Here is a 17,076-nt window from a genome sequence, read left to right on the forward strand (position 1 = left end):
TTACTTGGCAAATGCCTCCTCCAATGTTTTAACAGTCTCTGTAGTTAACACAAGCTTAGTTGCATTCAACACATCGTATGTGTTGATGTCTGCAGCTGTAATTACTTTTGCTTTCTTAAGATTTCTGCTTGATAAATAAACATTATTGTTCAAAGCTGGTAAAACCAATAAGGTTTTCTCGTTTGCTACATTTAAATCTGCTATAAGCTTTGCATAATTCTTTGTTTTGATTGAATCGAAATTCACTTCGTCTAAAACTAAGATATTATTTTCCTGGGCTTTATAACTTAAGGCCGACTTACGAGCAACAGCTTTTAACTTCTTATTTAGTTTAAAACTGTAATCACGAGGTTGAGGGCCGAAAACACGACCACCACCATTGAACAAAGGGGATTTAATACTACCGGCACGGGCTCCACCAGTACCTTTTTGTTTGTGTAGTTTGCGGGTAGATCCGGCAATTTCATTACGTTGTTTAGCTTTGTGTGTACCTTGACGTTGGTTTGCCAAGTACTGCTTAACATCTAAATAAATAGCGTGATCATTTGGAGTTACACCAAATACCGCTTCAGGAAGTTGCACCTTGGCACCTGTTTCTTTACCTGAAATGTTTAAAACTTGTACTTCCATCTTCTTATTTATCTACGATTACGTAAGAACCCTTTGCTCCCGGAACCGAACCACTAACTACTAGTAAATTCTGCTCTGGATACACTTTCAACACTTGTAAGTTTTGAACTTTAACGCGGTCGCCACCAGTGCGGCCGGCCATACGCATACCTTTGAATACACGAGAAGGCCAAGATGAAGCACCTAATGAACCCGGTGCACGCATACGGTTGTGCTGACCATGGGTTTGGCCACCAACTCCCGCGAAACCGTGACGTTTCACAACGCCCTGGAAACCTTTACCTTTAGAGGTTCCTACCACGTCGATATAATCGCCTTCGGCAAATATATCCACAGTAACAACGTCTCCAAGGTTTTTCTCTTCAGGGAAAACCTCAAATTCTACCAACTTACGCTTAGGCGTTGTTTGCGCTTTCGCAAAATGCCCCTTCAATGATGCGGTTGTGTTCTTTTCTTTCTTTTCGTCGAAAGCCAGCTGGATAGCTGTATAACCGTCACTTTCTTCCGTGCGTATCTGCGTTACCACGCACGGGCCAGCTTCAATCACTGTACAGGGAATATTTTTCCCCTCAGCGTCGAAAATGCTGGTCATTCCTACTTTTTTTCCAATAATTCCTGACATTTTCTTTAATTTCTGTTATTGTCCATCGAAGCAGTAGGGCTTCGCTCAAGACATACTAATCCCATAAAGGGACGGCAAAGATAGGAAACTTCCTTTAACTATCAAATACTTAGCGAATTATTTTTTTAATTTTTTAATACCGGGGTGGTATCTAATTCGCAATAGAAATTTTTTAGATGTTTTTTATAAAATTAACGCTGCTTTTCTAAGCCTGCACTTTTTTTTTCCCGCGCAACATTTCAACAATAGCAGGAAGCACTGAAAGAATGATAATCGCAAATATGACATAGGTAAAATTATTCTTTATCAACGGTAATCCTCCAAAATAATAACCTAAGAACAAGAATGCCGAAACCCATATCACCCCGCCTACTATATTAAATGATGCAAATTTAGAATAGGTCATGGTGCCAATTCCAGCCACGAATGGCGCAAAGGTTCTTACAATCGGTATAAAACGCGCATAGATAATTGTTTTGCCTCCATGCTTTAAATAAAAACTTTGAGTCCGTTCTAAATATTCTTTTTTTAGTAGTTTATATTTCCCACTAAATGCTTTTGGTCCGACATACTTACCTATATGGTAGTTTACCAAGTCGCCTAGTATCGCAGCTATAATTAATAGCCCGCACATTACAAATATGTTTAAATCAGTATCGGGTTTGGCCACGATAGCACCCGCAGCAAACAGAAGCGAATCGCCAGGTAAAAAGGGCGTTACTACTAATCCGGTTTCAGCAAAAATTATTAAAAACAGAATGAGATAGGTCCAGGTTTGATAGTCATTTACAATCTCAACCAAATGTTTATCGATGTGTAAAATGAAGTCAATGATAGCGCTTACTACTTCCACGGGAATTTGTTAATCTTTGTCTTCTTGTTATCTAACCTTGATTATTAAGCATCACTGGCATAACCAGCATTAAAATATTTTCATTTTCATCTGCAACAGAAGGTAAAAGCAGGCCCGCCCTGTTTGGTGTACTCATTTCTAGCACTACTTCCTCACATACCAAGTTATTAAGCATTTCAATAAGAAATTTGGCATTGAACCCTATCTCGGTATCTTCTCCTTCATATTGACAACTTAAGCGTTCATGTGCTTCATTAGAGAAATCCAAATCTTCTGAAGAAATATTCAGTTCGCTCCCAGCTATTTTTAAGCGCACTTGATGTGTGGTTTTATTAGCGAATATAACTACCCGCCTCAACGAATTTAACAACAGTAACCTATCGATAGTTAGTTTGTTCGGGTTGACCTGCGGAATAACGGCCTCGTAATCCGGGTATCGTTCATCTATTAATCTACATATTAAATGAATGTTTCCAAATCGAAAGAACGCCGAGGTATTATTATATTCCACTGCTACATCAACATCTTCAGAGGGCAATGAGCTTTTTAGTAACGACAATGCCTTCTTTGGAAGAATCATGGAGGTAACGTTTTCGGATTTTACATCCAAGCGACGGTAACGAACAAGTTTATGTGCATCGGTCGCCACAAAAGTGGTACTCTGCGGTGTTAACTGACAAAGTACGCCCGTCATTGCTGGCCTTAATTCATCATTGCTTACCGCAAAAATGGTTTTATTAATCGCTTCCGAAAGTACCGATGCCGGAATACTTACGGTTGAAGGGTTTTCTACAACCGGGATCTTTGGGAAATCCTCGGCATTTTCACCACTTAATTTATACTTACCATCGCCGGCACTGATCTCTATGGAGTAGGTTTGCATATCTACCGAAAAAGCGATAGGCTGATCTGGTAATGTTTTCAATGTTTCTATCAAGATCTTTGCAGGCACAGCTACTTTACCTTCTTCCTTAGATTCTACCTGTAAGGATGTAATCATACTTGTTTGAAGATCTGTAGCAGAAATAGTCAATGCATTATCCTTGATCTCAAACAGAAAATTTTCTAGAATAGGCAACACGGTACTACTACTTGAAGCGCCGTTCACTGCTTGTAATTGCTTAAGTAAAGTTGAAGTGGAAACTATGAATCTCATGTCTGTCAAATATAAGCGCAATGATAATAAAAAGAAAGGAGAAAAGGGAAAAATTATTGAATTAGCTCCTCATAGATTAATTCAATTTATTTCTTAAAGTACTGCCTTCATCTTAATGTATTCACTGGGCCTTACACCTATCATCTTTTGAAATGTATTGCTAAATGTAGGCAGACTATTGTAGCCAACCTGCATCGCTACCTCATTAATCGTTAATGATTTTTCCAGTAGTAATTGCAAGGCCTTTAACATCCTAAGAGCGGTTAGATATTGAATGAACGACATCCCTAAATCTTTCTGAAATAACCTAGACAGGGATCTCGGACTAAATCCAAAGTTTATTGCCAGATCATTGAATAGAAAGTCTTTACTCAGGTTGTGTTCTAGATAGGTTATCAAATGCTTCAAACGTTTGTCTTTAGCTAGGGGGAGTGCTAAAGGCAGCGAAAAATTACTTACCTGCGGTAAAAGCATCTTGAAGGCCTCTACAATGGTGTAAATAGATTTATTACTGGGTTCTATATGCCCCGTCCACCGCGTGGTAAAAAGCATTAATTCTAGCAATAGATCATTCACTGGATAGATGCTGGTGTGTAAGTAAAAAGGATCATCCAACGAGCTGATTGGAAAGTAAAGATTCCGCATAATCACCTCTGGTGAACTTGGATGGATACTATGCTCTATACCGGGAGCTATCCACATATAATGCCTAGCTGGAAGGAAATAGGATTTCTCCTTTGTTTTTACAAATACGACCCCGCCTTCTGTATAAAGAAATTGTCCCTTTTTATGACTGTGGCTGGGGATTAACTTTTCCCCCATCTGATTATGATAGCAATAAATAGTATCTTCTTTTCTATCTACATCAGATATGTAATATTTTTCATCCGTCATAACAAAGTTGATGCGAAGATATGGATTTAAAATCTTAATATTTCCGTTTTGTAATCAGTTATCGCTGTTTCTATGCTAAATGGTGGCCGGTGTAGATAAAACAATGTCTCTCATAAATAAGATGTCTGCCTATAAATATAGTATAATTGTAGTAATATAGCATACGCAATAAACCAAATAGTATGTACCTTAATTAAACGTAAAAAGATGGACTATGAACGTATAAAACATACCGCCTTACAACATAAAATAACAACGGTAGATAAAGTGCTTGAACTTTTTAAGGATGGTGCAGTGGTTGCTTCTAGCGGATTTACAAAAGCGGGAGATAGCAAAGTTGTACTCCCCGCCCTGGCTGCACGCAATAAAGATTATCCTATTCAAATCACCTTGATAACAGGTGCTTCTTTAGGAAATGATACGGATGCCAAATTAACAAGTTCCGGCATATTGAAGAGACGTATGCCTTTTCAGGTAGATAGAGTGCTTAGACAAGCGATAAACAATGGTGAGGTGCTATTTGTAGATCAAAATCTAAGTGAAACAAGTGAGATGCTTACTGATAATCAGTTGCCAACTATTGATGTAGCCATTATTGAAGCTGCTTTTATTACAGCGGAGGGAGACATTGTTCCCACTACCTCAGTAGGGAATTCACCTATATTCGCCCAAAAAGCAAACAAAATTATTATTGAAATAAACACGGCTGTCAGCACGGACTTACATGGTTTACACGATATATATATTCCGGAAGCATATCCTAACCGCAAAGCAATAAATATTTTCAGTCCGAACGATCGCATTGGAGCTAATAGCATTAAAGTTGATCCTGAAAAAATTGCTGCAATTGTTTTTAGCAACCAAGTGGATAGCCCTGCTGATATTGCGCATATAGACACTAAAACAGCTGCAATTGCATCCCATTTAATACGTTTTTTAACAAATGAGGTAGCTAGTGGTCGCCTAACCAAATCTTTGCGCCCGCTACAGGCGGGTATCGGTAAAGTTGCCAACGCAGTATTAGCAAGTTTAGAACAGGGCGATTTTGAAGGACTCACAATGTTTTCTGAGGTATTGCAAGACAGTAGCTTCGACCTGATCGATAGTGGTAAACTTATGTTTGCATCTGCGGCTTCCATTACCGTTTCGGAAGCTTGTTATCAAAGGGTATTTAACAATCTAGAAAAGTATCGAGATAAAATTGTATTGCGACCACAAAGTATTAGCAATGCAGCCGAAGTTATTAGGAGGTTAGGAGTCATTGGAATTAATACCGCCATTGAATTTGATATTTATGGGAACGTCAATTCCTCCCATATTGGGGGTACACATATGATGAACGGTATCGGCGGTTCCGGAGACTTTGCGAGGAACGCCCATATGAGTATATTTGTAACGCAGGCAGCTTCGAAAGGGGATAGTATCTCGCACATTTTACCAATGGTTTCACATGTTGATCATAATGAACATAATGTAGATGTTGTCGTCACAGATATGGGATATGCAGACCTTAGAGGATTGGCACCAAGAGAAAGGGCCTTGAAAATCATTCAAAACTGCGCCCATCCGGATTATAAGGATGCATTACAATCTTACTTCGATCGGGCAGTGAAAGAGGTTGGTGGCCAGACCCCACATCTACTAGAAGAAGCTTTCAGTTGGCATACTCGCCTAAAACAAACAGGCACCATGAAACACCATTAATTACGAGCATGATACGAAAAGCACGTCCAACGGATTATACCTTTGTAGCAAAATTAATGATACAAGCAATGGAGGATATCGCCTCAAAATTCATCAATCAAGAGGATCCTTATCAAGCTACCGAATTATTCGAACACTTTTTTCAACAAGAAAATAATCAATATAGTTATCAGCATACATTGGTTTATTTGGAAAATGAAAATGATAACGTTATAGGTTCACTTACCGCTTATGATGGCGCACAGTTAATAGAATATCGACAACCTATATTAGATTACATCGTTCAGCATTATGGCCATGTCATCATGTTTGACCCAGAAAGTGGTCCGGGCGAATTTTATTTTGATACCCTTAGCGTTCATACCAATTACCAAGGTAAAGGGATTGGCAAAAAGCTGATAGGGGCAGGAATAGATTGGGCCCGCGAACTGGGCCATCAACGAGTGGGATTACTTGTTGATGAGTATAACCCTTCAGCTAAAAGGCTATATCACAAAATGGGCTTTTACGCGTTGGATAAAAAGCATTTTGCCGGTGGTATATACGATCATCTTGTTTTTGATATATAATATATACTAAATACTAGCACTTCTTTCATTGCTTGGAGAATTTACGCTTGCGTACCAGCTGCTGCATGATGCCGAAAAGTATTAAGGCCAACGGAGGCAAACAGACATTAATGAATTGCCATAACAGCTTGTCTGTTTTTATTGACATCTTATCCAGTAGCCGTAATTTAACCTCTTTGTTTCTAAGTGAAATAATACCCGACTCATCACAAAGGTAGTCTATCGTATTAAGTAAAAGCGTTTTATTACCATATTGTTGCTGCGTAGCGCGGTCCCACCCTAAATTATAGGGTGCATTTTCTGACTTGTTCACTTCATTTTTCAACATATTGCCGTCTGCAAATACCACCATTTTATTCCTTAGAGAGGGCTTGGCAGGGTTTGTTGAAAGGGTATCAGGAATTCCCGCTGGCAAGGGGCGATTTTTAAATATAGATGGAAAAGAGCCTTCCAGTGCTACCGCTACGGTCTGTGCTTGCGCTTTGAATTCTTCCGGCTTAGGAGCTGAAGAGACCATATCTAAAGAGATTAATACAGGCACATTAGACACCTTATTAAAGGTGGAAGAACTTAAAAGTATTTCTTTTTCTATATTTTTAACTGCTAAGGTATCAATTGTACCTACAAACTCTCCTTTTATACCATCGATGTTTTTGACTATAGGATGGTCGGACTTCGGAATAAAAATTGGGTAAAAAATCCATGGTACCAACTGAAGCTGACTAGCCTGTCCTACATTCCCCACATTCAAGGGAATTTGCGCACAATTTAAATCGGCAAGCAGGTTATAATTTAGCCGCACGCCGTATTTAAATAGCATGTCATCAAGATTGAGGTTGCTCGCAACGATTATCTGATCGCCTGATTTTCGCATACTATCCAGCTCGCCTTGTACTTGATTAAGTGCCCATAACACTTTTCCACCATGCTGCACAAAATAATCAAGCTTAAATTTTTGATATTCTGTAAAAGGTGTTTGCGGTTTAGCCACAACAATTACACGAATCTCTTTTAATGTTTCGAAACTAATTGAATCGAGGTTTAGTCTACCAGCTTGATAGCTATATCCGAGGCTGTGCATGGCATCATAAGCTTCTAAGTCGTTCAGCTCTCCATGCCCTTCCGTGAAGGCAATAATGGGCCTACCACCTGAGGTAATTTTCTTTATACCATTTATGAAAGTGTACTCTAAATTTTGCACCGAATTATTTAACACTTCTTCTGGGTTTAAAAATCGGTTATTTTGCAATAGGTTTATGGGCAACTCTTCTTCTCCATACATGAGTACAGCTACCGGATATATCATCTTCTGTGTCAAACCTTCTTCTGTTTTCACACTTAGCTTAGTGGGTTCAATTCCTCTCTTAGCTAAAGCATCCATATACTGCTCCTGTTCATGAACGTCGCCTTCTGTTGGATTAATAAAGGTATAGCGTATTCTCCCACCGGCATATGCTTTTAGATCGGAAAGTAAATCTTTTGTTCCACTCTGCAACCTTTTAAATCCCGGTGGTAAATCGCCATTAAGAAAAACTACCACATGAAGATCTTCCTCCAGTACGTTCAATACACTTTTAGAGACTTCAGAAAGGGTGTATCTTTTCTCGCTGGTGAAGTCGATCCTAAAGAAAATGTTCGCGGCAAGGTAGTTTATAACGATGATAAACAAAAGTATATAAAGAACTAACTTGCCTGCTCCTTTAATATGATGGCGATCTCTTTCAAAAAACAAATAAGTAAGACTCAAAAAAAACAGGATGACTCCTAAGAAATAACAGAAATCGCGGGCATCCAGCACGCCCCTACTGACTGATTCATAATGTGAATGAATGCCTAAAAATGCCAATACATCCGAGAGTGTATCTGCTGTAAAGACCCCGGCTAAAAAATCAAATCCTGCATAAAAAGAAAAACTGAGAAAGGTACTGAATAGATAAGCAACAATAACATTAGGACTGATGGTTGATGCAAATACACCTATTGACGCGAATGCGGCACCTAATAAAACAAGTCCGATATAAGATCCTATAACAGCCCCTGTATCTATGTTCCCCGTTGGGGCTCCTAGGGAATAAATACTGATGTAATAAATTAGTGTGGGCAGGATGGATAAAACGATGATGGTTAAACAGCTCAAATACTTGGCCGTAATAAGCTGGATAAAATTTATAGGTTTAGTTATTAACAATTCATAGGTCCCCTCTGCACGTTCGCTTGCTATGCTCCTCATTGTTATGGCAGGTATTATGAACAAGAAGATATAGGGAGCGAGGGCGAAGAAACCATCTAAAGTTGCGTAACCGTAAGAAAGAACACTTGTTTCAGGGAAAACCCATAAAAAAAGTCCGGTAACAAATAAAAAGAGACCTATTGTTAAATAACCTACGAGCGAATTAAAAAAAGAAAATATGTCTTTTTTGAAGATACTAAACACGGAGCTATGCTTTTAAACTAGCCCGAAGGTATAAAAAAAGTGCTAAAACAAAAAAGCATCCACTTTTGAATGGATGCTCTTTTTAATATTAATGACTTATACTTATTTATTTCCTTGACCAGGTAAATAAATTTGGAAGCCTAAGTTAAAGCCCAGACCATTTTGTGCATTAGCGCTGGCATTATTGGCCTTCGAATAATTATATCCTACTACGGCTTCCAATGCAACACTTCTGGTAATGAAGTGCGCATAACCTAAACCCGCACCAGCGGCAAAGGTCACATCACTTCCATTGTTAGCACCAGCAATCCCCACTTCTCCTTGCCCAAAGAATCTACCGGTAGACGATGATCCTTCTGGAAAGAAATATCTTACAAAAGGTGCTACTCCATAGGTCCAAATATCTTCACTATTTTTCACAGATTGAAATCCACCATTAAGAGATAAACCTATAGCTAGACCATCTGAAACAAAATAACCTGCTCGAGGATTAATATTTACATTGAATGACTTCCCTTCAAAACTGTATCCCATTGAACCCAAACTACCACCTACCATCCAGTTTCCCTTTTTTATGGGTGTCAAGCCCACATCTTCCGACATTTGCGGCTTATTTACATCCACATTTTGGGCTTTTACGGCAAAAAAGCTCCCTAATAAAATTACAGAAAATAAAAGTAAACGTTTCATAGCTTTCAATTGTTAATTTTTCAATTTGTTAATTAATGTTAATTATTATTCTGAATTAACACAAAGCATGCCATAAATGTTTATTTTAAATTGTAAACCGCTACATTTATTATTGCGTTAAATATCTAAAAACCTCTTCTAAGCGCTTATTATCATAGTTTTTTGCAAGATCAGATAAAGTGAAATCTCCAACTATTTTACCCTTATTAATAAAGATTATCTCGTCGCATACAGCCTCTACCTCTTGCATAATATGCGTTGAAAACACTACAATCTTTTCCTTTCCAAGTGCTTTTATAAGACTCCTTATATCCTGTAATTGATTTGGGTCCAAACCCGCAGTAGGCTCGTCTAGTATTAATAACTTAGGATCATGCAAAATAGCTTGTGCGATGCCCAGACGCTGTTTATACCCTTTCGATAATTCCTTTATTTTCTTTCTTGTTTCATCACCTAAACCAACCATGTCTATCACCTTATCAATCCGCTGCTGCTTTTGATGAAGTTGATAAATATCGGCCGTAAAGCGTAAACTTTCTCGCACATACATATCTAAATAAAGTGGATTATTTTCCGGTAGATAGCCAATTAAACGTTTTACATCTCGGTTATGTTGCCTGATATCAAGTCCCTGTACAGATACCGACCCTTTAGTGGGTTTCAAAAAACCGGCAATAATCTTCATGCTTGTAGACTTTCCCGCACCATTAGGACCTAAAAATCCAATTACTTTATTCTCCTTCACAGCAAAAGAAACATCGTCGATTGCGCGTTGATTGCTGAAATCTTTTGTTAACCCTTTAACTACTAATGACATCTTATCTCAGGGAATTATTTGCTTAATACCGCCGTGCTTATTCCGTTATCCTTTCTATATTTCGCTAATTGGGCTCCCGCTTCATTATGTCGATCGGTAGATATGATGTCGGCACCATGTTCTATTAATCGATAATAAAGATTGTCTCCCCGCGCCTTCGCTTGGTTGTCTAGGTTACCCATGGTACCGATAATACACATAATTCCATGATCGTGCAACTCTTTGTATACCTCGGCCCTTGGCTCGCTTACTCCCACAAAGGCCACTAAACGATTATCAGGAATGCCGTAATCACTGAGCCTCACCAAATCGTCAATTGTTTTTATGCTAGCAGAGATCATGAGATCGGGAGCAATCTGATGCACTTGAGCTGCTTGAGAAGCACTATAAGTAATAATCACGGCATAAGAAGCCGCTGCATTTCGCCTAACGGCGTCCATTACCAAATCTAAAGGTACTCCGCGTTTTATATCAAGTGTAAAAATAACTTTTCCCTTGCCCCACTTTAACACTTCGTCAAGTGTCGGAATTCGAAAAGCTGTTTTTTTGCCCTCATTATCTTTTAAATAAAGTGCTCGTAACTCTTTTAAAGTGTAGTTGCTTAATAAACCTTTACCATTAGTGGTACGGTCCAACTTATCATCGTGCATCATAACTAATACAGAGTCTCTACTAAGAGCTATATCACATTCGATTATCAACGGTTGTTTGCTTGCACTCCTTTCAAACGTTTCTATTGCATTCTCAGGAAAACCCGGCTCGGGGCCACCTCTATGCGCGCTTATTAACGGTAAACGCTGTTTATTATATGTTAAAAAACGATATAAATCCTCTACAGACCGTAGCTCGAGGCGCGACTGCTTGCTATAATTTCCACCATTTGCGTCTGTAAAAGAACAAGCACTTATCGTCCCGCTCAGTAAAAAAAAGATACTTATATATACTAACTTATTCATAAAAAAACACTAGGATCAAATACCGTATTTAACTTCCATAAACCAAAACATCTATTTGTAAGATGAAAGGAAATACCTTATTTATAAATATAAAGGTTTTAGATAAAAAAAATGGTTTTCAAGTATTTGAATTCAAACTTAGAGAAATTTGTTTTTATGCGCAATTATTCATCCTTCTTTATTCTACAAGATCTTACACCTTCGAAGGGCTGCATTTGATTTGCTTTATTGAAGAGACCATCATGATTTGCCAATCACATAGTGAAATGAATAAACCTTTAAAACTACCGAAGGCAGCATGAACCGAGTGAAACGAGCTCATGAATGCCTTTGAAAATAAATACTTATGAATAATGCAGTAAAAGGTGAACATAATATGAATAAACAAACCAAGCAAAGCGCGCTCATTAACACCGCTAGAAAATAAACATATAGATCAATAATTATATACGGATGAAAATATAAGAATTTTATATTAGGTTTGTCGTTGCTATGGTAAGTATATCGAAAGGATAGCTCAACCTTTTTAAAATACATTTAAATTTATTAATGAAACAGTCCACTGTATGTGGAAAGCTTCAATGCTAATAAGAAAACAATTTATTTAATGAAAACCAACGACGAACTTTTTAAGAATGTTATATCACATGCTAAGGAATATGGCTTCGTATTTCCTTCCAGCGAAATTTATGATGGTTTAAGTGCTGTTTATGATTATGGCCAGTTAGGTGCTGAGCTAAAAAACAATATAAAAACCTACTGGTGGAAAGCAATGGTGCAATTAAATGAAAATATTGTAGGAATAGATTCTGCTATTTTTATGCATCCAAAAATCTGGAAGGCTTCGGGCCATGTGGATGGTTTCAACGATCCCATGATTGATAACAAGGATTCAAAAAAACGTTACCGAGCGGATCAATTGATTGAGGATAAAATTACCCGTTATCAAAAAGACGGCAAAACGGAGAAAGCGAATAAACTACAAGCCGACTTAGATAATGCATTGAACAAAGATGATCTAGGAAGTTTAAAGGCCATTATTGAAGAACATAACATTGTTTGTTCGATTTCAGGCACGAAGAACTGGACGGAAGTACGTCAATTCAATCTGATGTTCAGTACCCAAATGGGTGCCATGGCAGAAGGCTCTGATGAGGTTTATTTAAGACCGGAAACGGCGCAAGGCATCTTTGTCAATTTTCTAAACGTCCAAAAAACAGGACGAATGAAAATTCCTTTCGGCATCGCACAGATCGGTAAAGCCTTCAGAAATGAGGTTATTGCACGACAGTTTATTATGCGCATGCGCGAGTTCGAACAAATGGAAATGCAATTCTTCGTTAGGCCAGGAACAGAGTTGGAATGGTACAATAAATGGAAAGAGACCCGCTTAAAATGGCATCTTGCACTAAAGCCTGATCAATCGAAATATCGTTACCATGACCATGTGAAGCTTGCACATTATGCAAATGCTGCCGTTGATATTGAATATGATTTCCCATTTGGATTTAAGGAGGTGGAAGGCATCCATTCAAGAACGGACTTTGACCTAAGTCAGCATCAGCAATTCTCAGGAAAGAAATTGCAATATTTTGATCCCGAAGTTAATCAAAATTACATTCCTTATGTTATAGAGACTTCCATCGGTTTAGACAGGATGTTCTTAACAACTTTATGCAACGCGTATGAAGAGGAAGACTTGAGTACACCGGAGAAAGCAGATTCCAGATCTGTTCTTCATTTGCACCCGGCCCTGGCTCCCATTAAGGCGGCAATATTTCCTTTAACTAAAAAGGACGGCTTGCCCGAAAAGGCAAGAGAAATCATGGATGCATTAAAAATGGATTATAATTTAATCTACGAGGAAAAGGATGCCATTGGAAAACGCTATCGTAGACAAGACGCTATTGGAACACCTATCTGTATTACGGTAGACCACCAGAGTCTCCAAGACAACACCGTTACCATACGCCATCGCGACAGCATGGAGCAGGAACGGGTTGCCATAGCAGACCTTGAACGGATATTAGAAGGGATTGTTGGTTGGAAGTCGCTATTGAAAGAGATTTTATAACCATAACGGCGAATGGATTGTTCCATCAATCCATTCGCTTTTAACTATTATCTGCAAAATCCCTTCATAAAAAAGGCACCGCCTTTTATCAGGGATGCCTTGTTGTCTCTTTATAAAAATTATCTCTATTTTGGAATTTCTTCAGCAGCCACGGGTTTACTGTTTTGTTGCTGCTCTAAAGGCCTAATAATTAAACGTAAGCTCGGATTATTAGTTAGAAACGACCAGAACCAACCCGTTACAAGTTTAATTTTATTCCGGAAACCTGCAATAGGAATAATATGTATAAATAACCAGGTTAACCAAGCAAACCAGCCTGTAAAGGTAAACTTAGGTAAATCTACAACGGCCTTATTTTTAGTTATAATGGCCATACTACCTTTATCATTATACTTAAATGCTTTTAAGGGTCTTTTTTCTATAAGATTGACTAAATTTTCAGCTAATAGGATACCCTGCTGTATAGCTACCTGAGCAAGTTGTGGGTGCCCATTAGGAAAAGCAGCATCTGCAGTTTGTAAGCATATATCGCCAATTGCAAAAACGTCGGAAAGGCCTTTTACCCTATTGTATTCATCTACCAAAATCCGCCGTCCTCTAGTTATCGACTCTTTCGGTAAGCCAGGTACTTCTCTCGCAATAACCCCCGAAGACCATATTAATGTATCTGTTTCAATATTAGAGCCATCAGCAAAGAGTACTTTCCCATCTATATAATCCTTAACACCTGTATTCAATTTGACTTCCACACCCATCTCCTGAAGTACGTCAAACGCTTCCTGCTGCGATTTTTTACTCATCGGACCCAGCAAAGTCGGCGCCATATCCACTAAAACAATCCGCATTTTTCCATTCTGCGAAAATTCCGGATATTCTTTCGCAAGAATTTTTTTGTTCATATACGCCAGCATTCCCGCAAGCTCTACACCAGTAGGGCCTCCTCCAGATATTACAATAGTAGAAAACTTAGTGCGCTCCTCGTCATTCTGCTCTTGCGCCGCTCTTTCTCCATTACGTAAAATATGATTTCGTAGATTGATAGCATCATCGATAGTTTTCATTGGTACAGCATACTTCTCAACATTCTCCATCCCAAAATAATTGGTTTCAGTACCCATTGCCAAGATCAAATAATCATAAGAAACCTGTCCGGATGCAGTCGAAACAATTTTCTGCTGCGTATCTACGGATTCCAAACCACCATAATGAAACCTGAAGTTATGCGCGCGACTGAACATTTTACGAAAAGGATACGTGATGATGGATGTTTCAATGAATGCCGTTGCTACCTGATATATTAATGGTGGAAAAAAATGATAGTTATTCTTGTCTATCAATGTAATATCCAGGCTCTTGTCCTTTGACAGCTGCTTAGCTAAATTCATCCCAGCGAAACCACCACCAACTATTACAATATTCATAATATTAATTTTAAATGCCGAATTTAAACGATGCGCAAAAGTGACAATTTTTAAGTTGTTACGCAATACTTGATTTGCTTCTTCATCGTCAAAAATACACTGACAAATATAAAATTAAATTCTGATATTAGTGTACAATAAACACTAAGTATAAAAATCTAATATCACACAAATATCATATATCAATTCGACCTAACATCTGCTACTGTTTATCTCTTGTGCTATTTAACAATTGCCAACATGCAATAGTTTTTATATTTATTTCGCGATAATTTGTTATGGAACATTTTATTTGGTACTCACGGTATTTTTTCTTTCTGAAAATGAGCAGCATAGTTGTTTCTTTTAAATATGTACAGACAAAAAACAAAAAAATCATTTGACATTTTAAAACATTCCCCTATATTTGCATCGCAGTTCACAAAAAGACTTTTTAAAGAGCTGTCTTAACCAGAGAAAACATTCCTGAATAGCTCAGCTGGTTAGAGCATCTGACTGTTAATCAGAGGGTCGCTGGTTCGAGCCCAGCTTCAGGAGCCAACCCCGTATAACAACGGGGTTTTTTTGTTTATATTCAATTCCAAAACTTTATGAGTTTAATCATTCTTGGATCTGTGGCATTCGACGCCCTAGAAACACCTTTCGGGAAAACAGACAAAATAGTGGGCGGTGCCGCCAGTTATGCAGCTATCGCCGCATCTTATCTCCATAAGCAAGTTAAAATTATAGGTGTAGTGGGTGAAGATTTTGGAGAAGAGAATCTTGCTAAGTTTACCAGCCACAATATTGATATTGATGGAATACAAATAAAGGAAGGAGAAAAATCATTCTTTTGGTCGGGCAGATATCATAATGATATGAATACGCGAGACACCTTGGTAACTGAACTAAATGTACTTGGAGACTTCGACCCAATCATTCCAGATAGCTATCAGGGAGCTGAATATATTCTTTTAGGAAATTTAAGTCCACAAGTTCAGTTAACAGCGCTTAATAGATTACGGAAGAGACCAAAACTCATTGTATTAGACACGATGAATTTCTGGATGAATATAGCTTTAGACGATCTTAAAGAGGTACTAAAAAAGGTGGACGTTCTCACCATCAATGACGAGGAAGCACGTCAGTTATCAGGTCAATTTTCTTTGGTGAAAGCTGCCGGTGTGATCTTGAATATGGGTCCAAAATACCTCATTATAAAAAAGGGAGAACATGGGGCCCTTCTTTTTGGAGAAAATAAAATATTCTCAGCACCGGCCTTACCTTTAGCAGAAGTTTTTGACCCAACAGGGGCTGGCGATACGTTTGCAGGAGGCTTTATAGGTTATTTAGCAAGTACCGATGTGCTTGATTTTGAAAGCATGAAAAGCGGTGTGATCTTTGGGTCTGCTTTAGCTTCTTTTTGTGTGGAGAAGTTTGGTATTGAACGTATTGAAAAGCTGACCATTCACGACATAAATGAAAGGGTGCAGTTATTCAGCTCCTTAACGTCCTTTAACATTTAAGATACAGCGTTCACTAATCCAACTTGCCTATAATTTGGAATTTGCTGAAGACTTCATTTCCATGAGGAGCATCTAAAAGCTCCTCTGTTAAATCTTGCCCCGCCCAATGTTCATAATGCATTCCCTTCAACCATAATCTACTACTTGTAACATCATAAATTAATCCTTGATAAGCAATCCAAATCTCAGGTTTGTCTTGCCCATTCCTACGTGCTAGCTGGTTTTTATTATATGAAGGGTACATATTGATTTTTAACGATAAAACTAAGAATAAAAATGGATCAATCGTAAATTTGGCGGTTATAGGAGAAGCATTTTCCTTTTAGCGTAGTATCGTGAGCTCGCTGGTTATAATAGAACCTTTATTTTATTCAACTTCTTTTCTCTTGAAAAAAAAGGTACTGTGTTAAATTCCAAATATTTTATAACTTTATTTTTTATAAAGGAGAGCAGCGCAAGCTATTCATCCTGTGTAGGCAGATCTCAGTATCTGCCTACTTCCATTACAGCGTTATTTATTTGTTCTTCGAAAATATATTCCTGATCATTCTTCCATAAGATATATATTAAGATCAGCAACTTTCTAGCTACAGCAGTTATTCCGATTTTTTTAGCTGGCTTCCTGTCAATTATTCTTTCATAAAATACTTTTAGATCTTTATTATATCGGCTAGCAGCGAGTGCAGGCATATAGAGTGCCTTTCTAATGAAGCTATTTCCTTTTTTTGATATCTTTGACTTTCCCTCGTGG

At 38.1% G+C, this 17,076-nt stretch carries 16 protein-coding genes and 1 tRNA gene; 5 read left to right on the plus strand and 12 right to left on the minus strand.

Going from position 1 to position 17,076, the window contains the following annotated elements:
* The 5 genes from rplD to BMY50_RS20150 form a co-directional block, all read right to left on the minus strand.
* Positions 1–630 (minus strand): 50S ribosomal protein L4, encoded by a 630-nt coding sequence (rplD, locus tag BMY50_RS20130; protein ID WP_093328146.1) that lies wholly within the window; start codon positions 628–630, stop codon positions 1–3.
* A gap of 4 nt (positions 631–634) precedes the next feature.
* Positions 635–1,252: a 50S ribosomal protein L3 gene (rplC, locus tag BMY50_RS20135; RefSeq protein WP_093328149.1), complete on the minus strand. Its 618-nt coding sequence runs from the start codon at positions 1,250–1,252 to the stop codon at positions 635–637.
* A 205-nt stretch (positions 1,253–1,457) separates the two neighbouring features.
* Positions 1,458–2,105 carry a DedA family protein gene (locus BMY50_RS20140; RefSeq protein WP_093328152.1) on the minus strand — a complete coding sequence of 216 codons (648 nt, stop codon included), beginning with the start codon at positions 2,103–2,105 and terminating at the stop codon, positions 1,458–1,460.
* Positions 2,106–2,136: 31 nt separating this feature from the next.
* The gene (gene dnaN / locus BMY50_RS20145) at positions 2,137–3,261 is read right to left on the minus strand and encodes a DNA polymerase III subunit beta (RefSeq protein WP_093328155.1); all 1,125 of its coding nucleotides are present in this window, start codon (positions 3,259–3,261) and stop codon (positions 2,137–2,139) included.
* 93 nt (positions 3,262–3,354) lie between these two features.
* The gene (locus BMY50_RS20150; RefSeq protein WP_093328162.1) at positions 3,355–4,155 is read right to left on the minus strand and encodes an AraC family transcriptional regulator; all 801 of its coding nucleotides are present in this window, start codon (positions 4,153–4,155) and stop codon (positions 3,355–3,357) included.
* Between the two features lie 207 nt (positions 4,156–4,362).
* Between BMY50_RS20150 and BMY50_RS20155 the strand changes: the two genes are divergently transcribed.
* Positions 4,363–5,859: a succinate CoA transferase gene (locus tag BMY50_RS20155; protein ID WP_093328165.1), complete on the plus strand. Its 1,497-nt coding sequence runs from the start codon at positions 4,363–4,365 to the stop codon at positions 5,857–5,859.
* A gap of 8 nt (positions 5,860–5,867) precedes the next feature.
* A complete protein-coding gene (locus BMY50_RS20160) occupies positions 5,868–6,428 on the plus strand; it encodes a GNAT family N-acetyltransferase (RefSeq protein WP_093328168.1) in 561 nt (186 codons plus the stop codon).
* Positions 6,429–6,453: 25 nt separating this feature from the next.
* Here the strand turns inward: BMY50_RS20160 and gldG are convergent, their stop codons facing one another.
* The 4 genes from gldG to BMY50_RS20180 form a co-directional block, all read right to left on the minus strand.
* Positions 6,454–8,862, minus strand: a complete 2,409-nt coding sequence (gene gldG / locus BMY50_RS20165; protein ID WP_093328170.1) for a gliding motility-associated ABC transporter substrate-binding protein GldG — start codon at positions 8,860–8,862, stop codon at positions 6,454–6,456.
* Between the two features lie 102 nt (positions 8,863–8,964).
* Positions 8,965–9,552, minus strand: a complete 588-nt coding sequence (locus tag BMY50_RS20170) for a hypothetical protein (RefSeq protein ID WP_093328172.1) — start codon at positions 9,550–9,552, stop codon at positions 8,965–8,967.
* A gap of 109 nt (positions 9,553–9,661) precedes the next feature.
* Positions 9,662–10,369 carry an ABC transporter ATP-binding protein gene (locus BMY50_RS20175; protein ID WP_093328175.1) on the minus strand — a complete coding sequence of 236 codons (708 nt, stop codon included), beginning with the start codon at positions 10,367–10,369 and terminating at the stop codon, positions 9,662–9,664.
* Positions 10,370–10,383: 14 nt separating this feature from the next.
* Positions 10,384–11,325, minus strand: coding sequence for a glycerophosphodiester phosphodiesterase family protein (locus BMY50_RS20180; protein WP_093328177.1), 942 nt, complete (start codon positions 11,323–11,325; stop codon positions 10,384–10,386).
* Positions 11,326–11,932: 607 nt separating this feature from the next.
* Between BMY50_RS20180 and BMY50_RS20190 the strand changes: the two genes are divergently transcribed.
* The gene (locus BMY50_RS20190; RefSeq protein WP_093328229.1) at positions 11,933–13,399 is read left to right on the plus strand and encodes a glycine--tRNA ligase; all 1,467 of its coding nucleotides are present in this window, start codon (positions 11,933–11,935) and stop codon (positions 13,397–13,399) included.
* A gap of 125 nt (positions 13,400–13,524) precedes the next feature.
* On the opposite strand, the gene BMY50_RS20195 is transcribed toward BMY50_RS20190, so the two are convergent.
* Positions 13,525–14,820, minus strand: coding sequence for an NAD(P)/FAD-dependent oxidoreductase (locus tag BMY50_RS20195; RefSeq protein WP_093328182.1), 1,296 nt, complete (start codon positions 14,818–14,820; stop codon positions 13,525–13,527).
* 463 nt (positions 14,821–15,283) lie between these two features.
* Here BMY50_RS20195 and BMY50_RS20200 point away from each other — a divergent pair.
* Both BMY50_RS20200 and BMY50_RS20205 read left to right on the plus strand, forming a co-directional pair.
* A tRNA-Asn gene (locus BMY50_RS20200) sits at positions 15,284–15,360 on the plus strand.
* Between the two features lie 50 nt (positions 15,361–15,410).
* Complete coding sequence (locus BMY50_RS20205; RefSeq protein WP_093328184.1) at positions 15,411–16,325, plus strand: PfkB family carbohydrate kinase; 915 nt, start codon at positions 15,411–15,413, stop codon at positions 16,323–16,325.
* 13 nt (positions 16,326–16,338) lie between these two features.
* On the opposite strand, the gene BMY50_RS20210 is transcribed toward BMY50_RS20205, so the two are convergent.
* A complete protein-coding gene (locus BMY50_RS20210; RefSeq protein WP_093328187.1) occupies positions 16,339–16,569 on the minus strand; it encodes a cytochrome b5 domain-containing protein in 231 nt (76 codons plus the stop codon).
* Between the two features lie 239 nt (positions 16,570–16,808).
* A partial coding sequence (locus tag BMY50_RS20215) for a transposase (RefSeq protein WP_139202303.1) occupies positions 16,809–17,076 on the minus strand: 268 nt, incomplete at its 5' end.

Source organism: Olivibacter domesticus (assembly GCF_900109575.1).
GTDB lineage: Bacteria > Bacteroidota > Bacteroidia > Sphingobacteriales > Sphingobacteriaceae > Olivibacter > Olivibacter domesticus.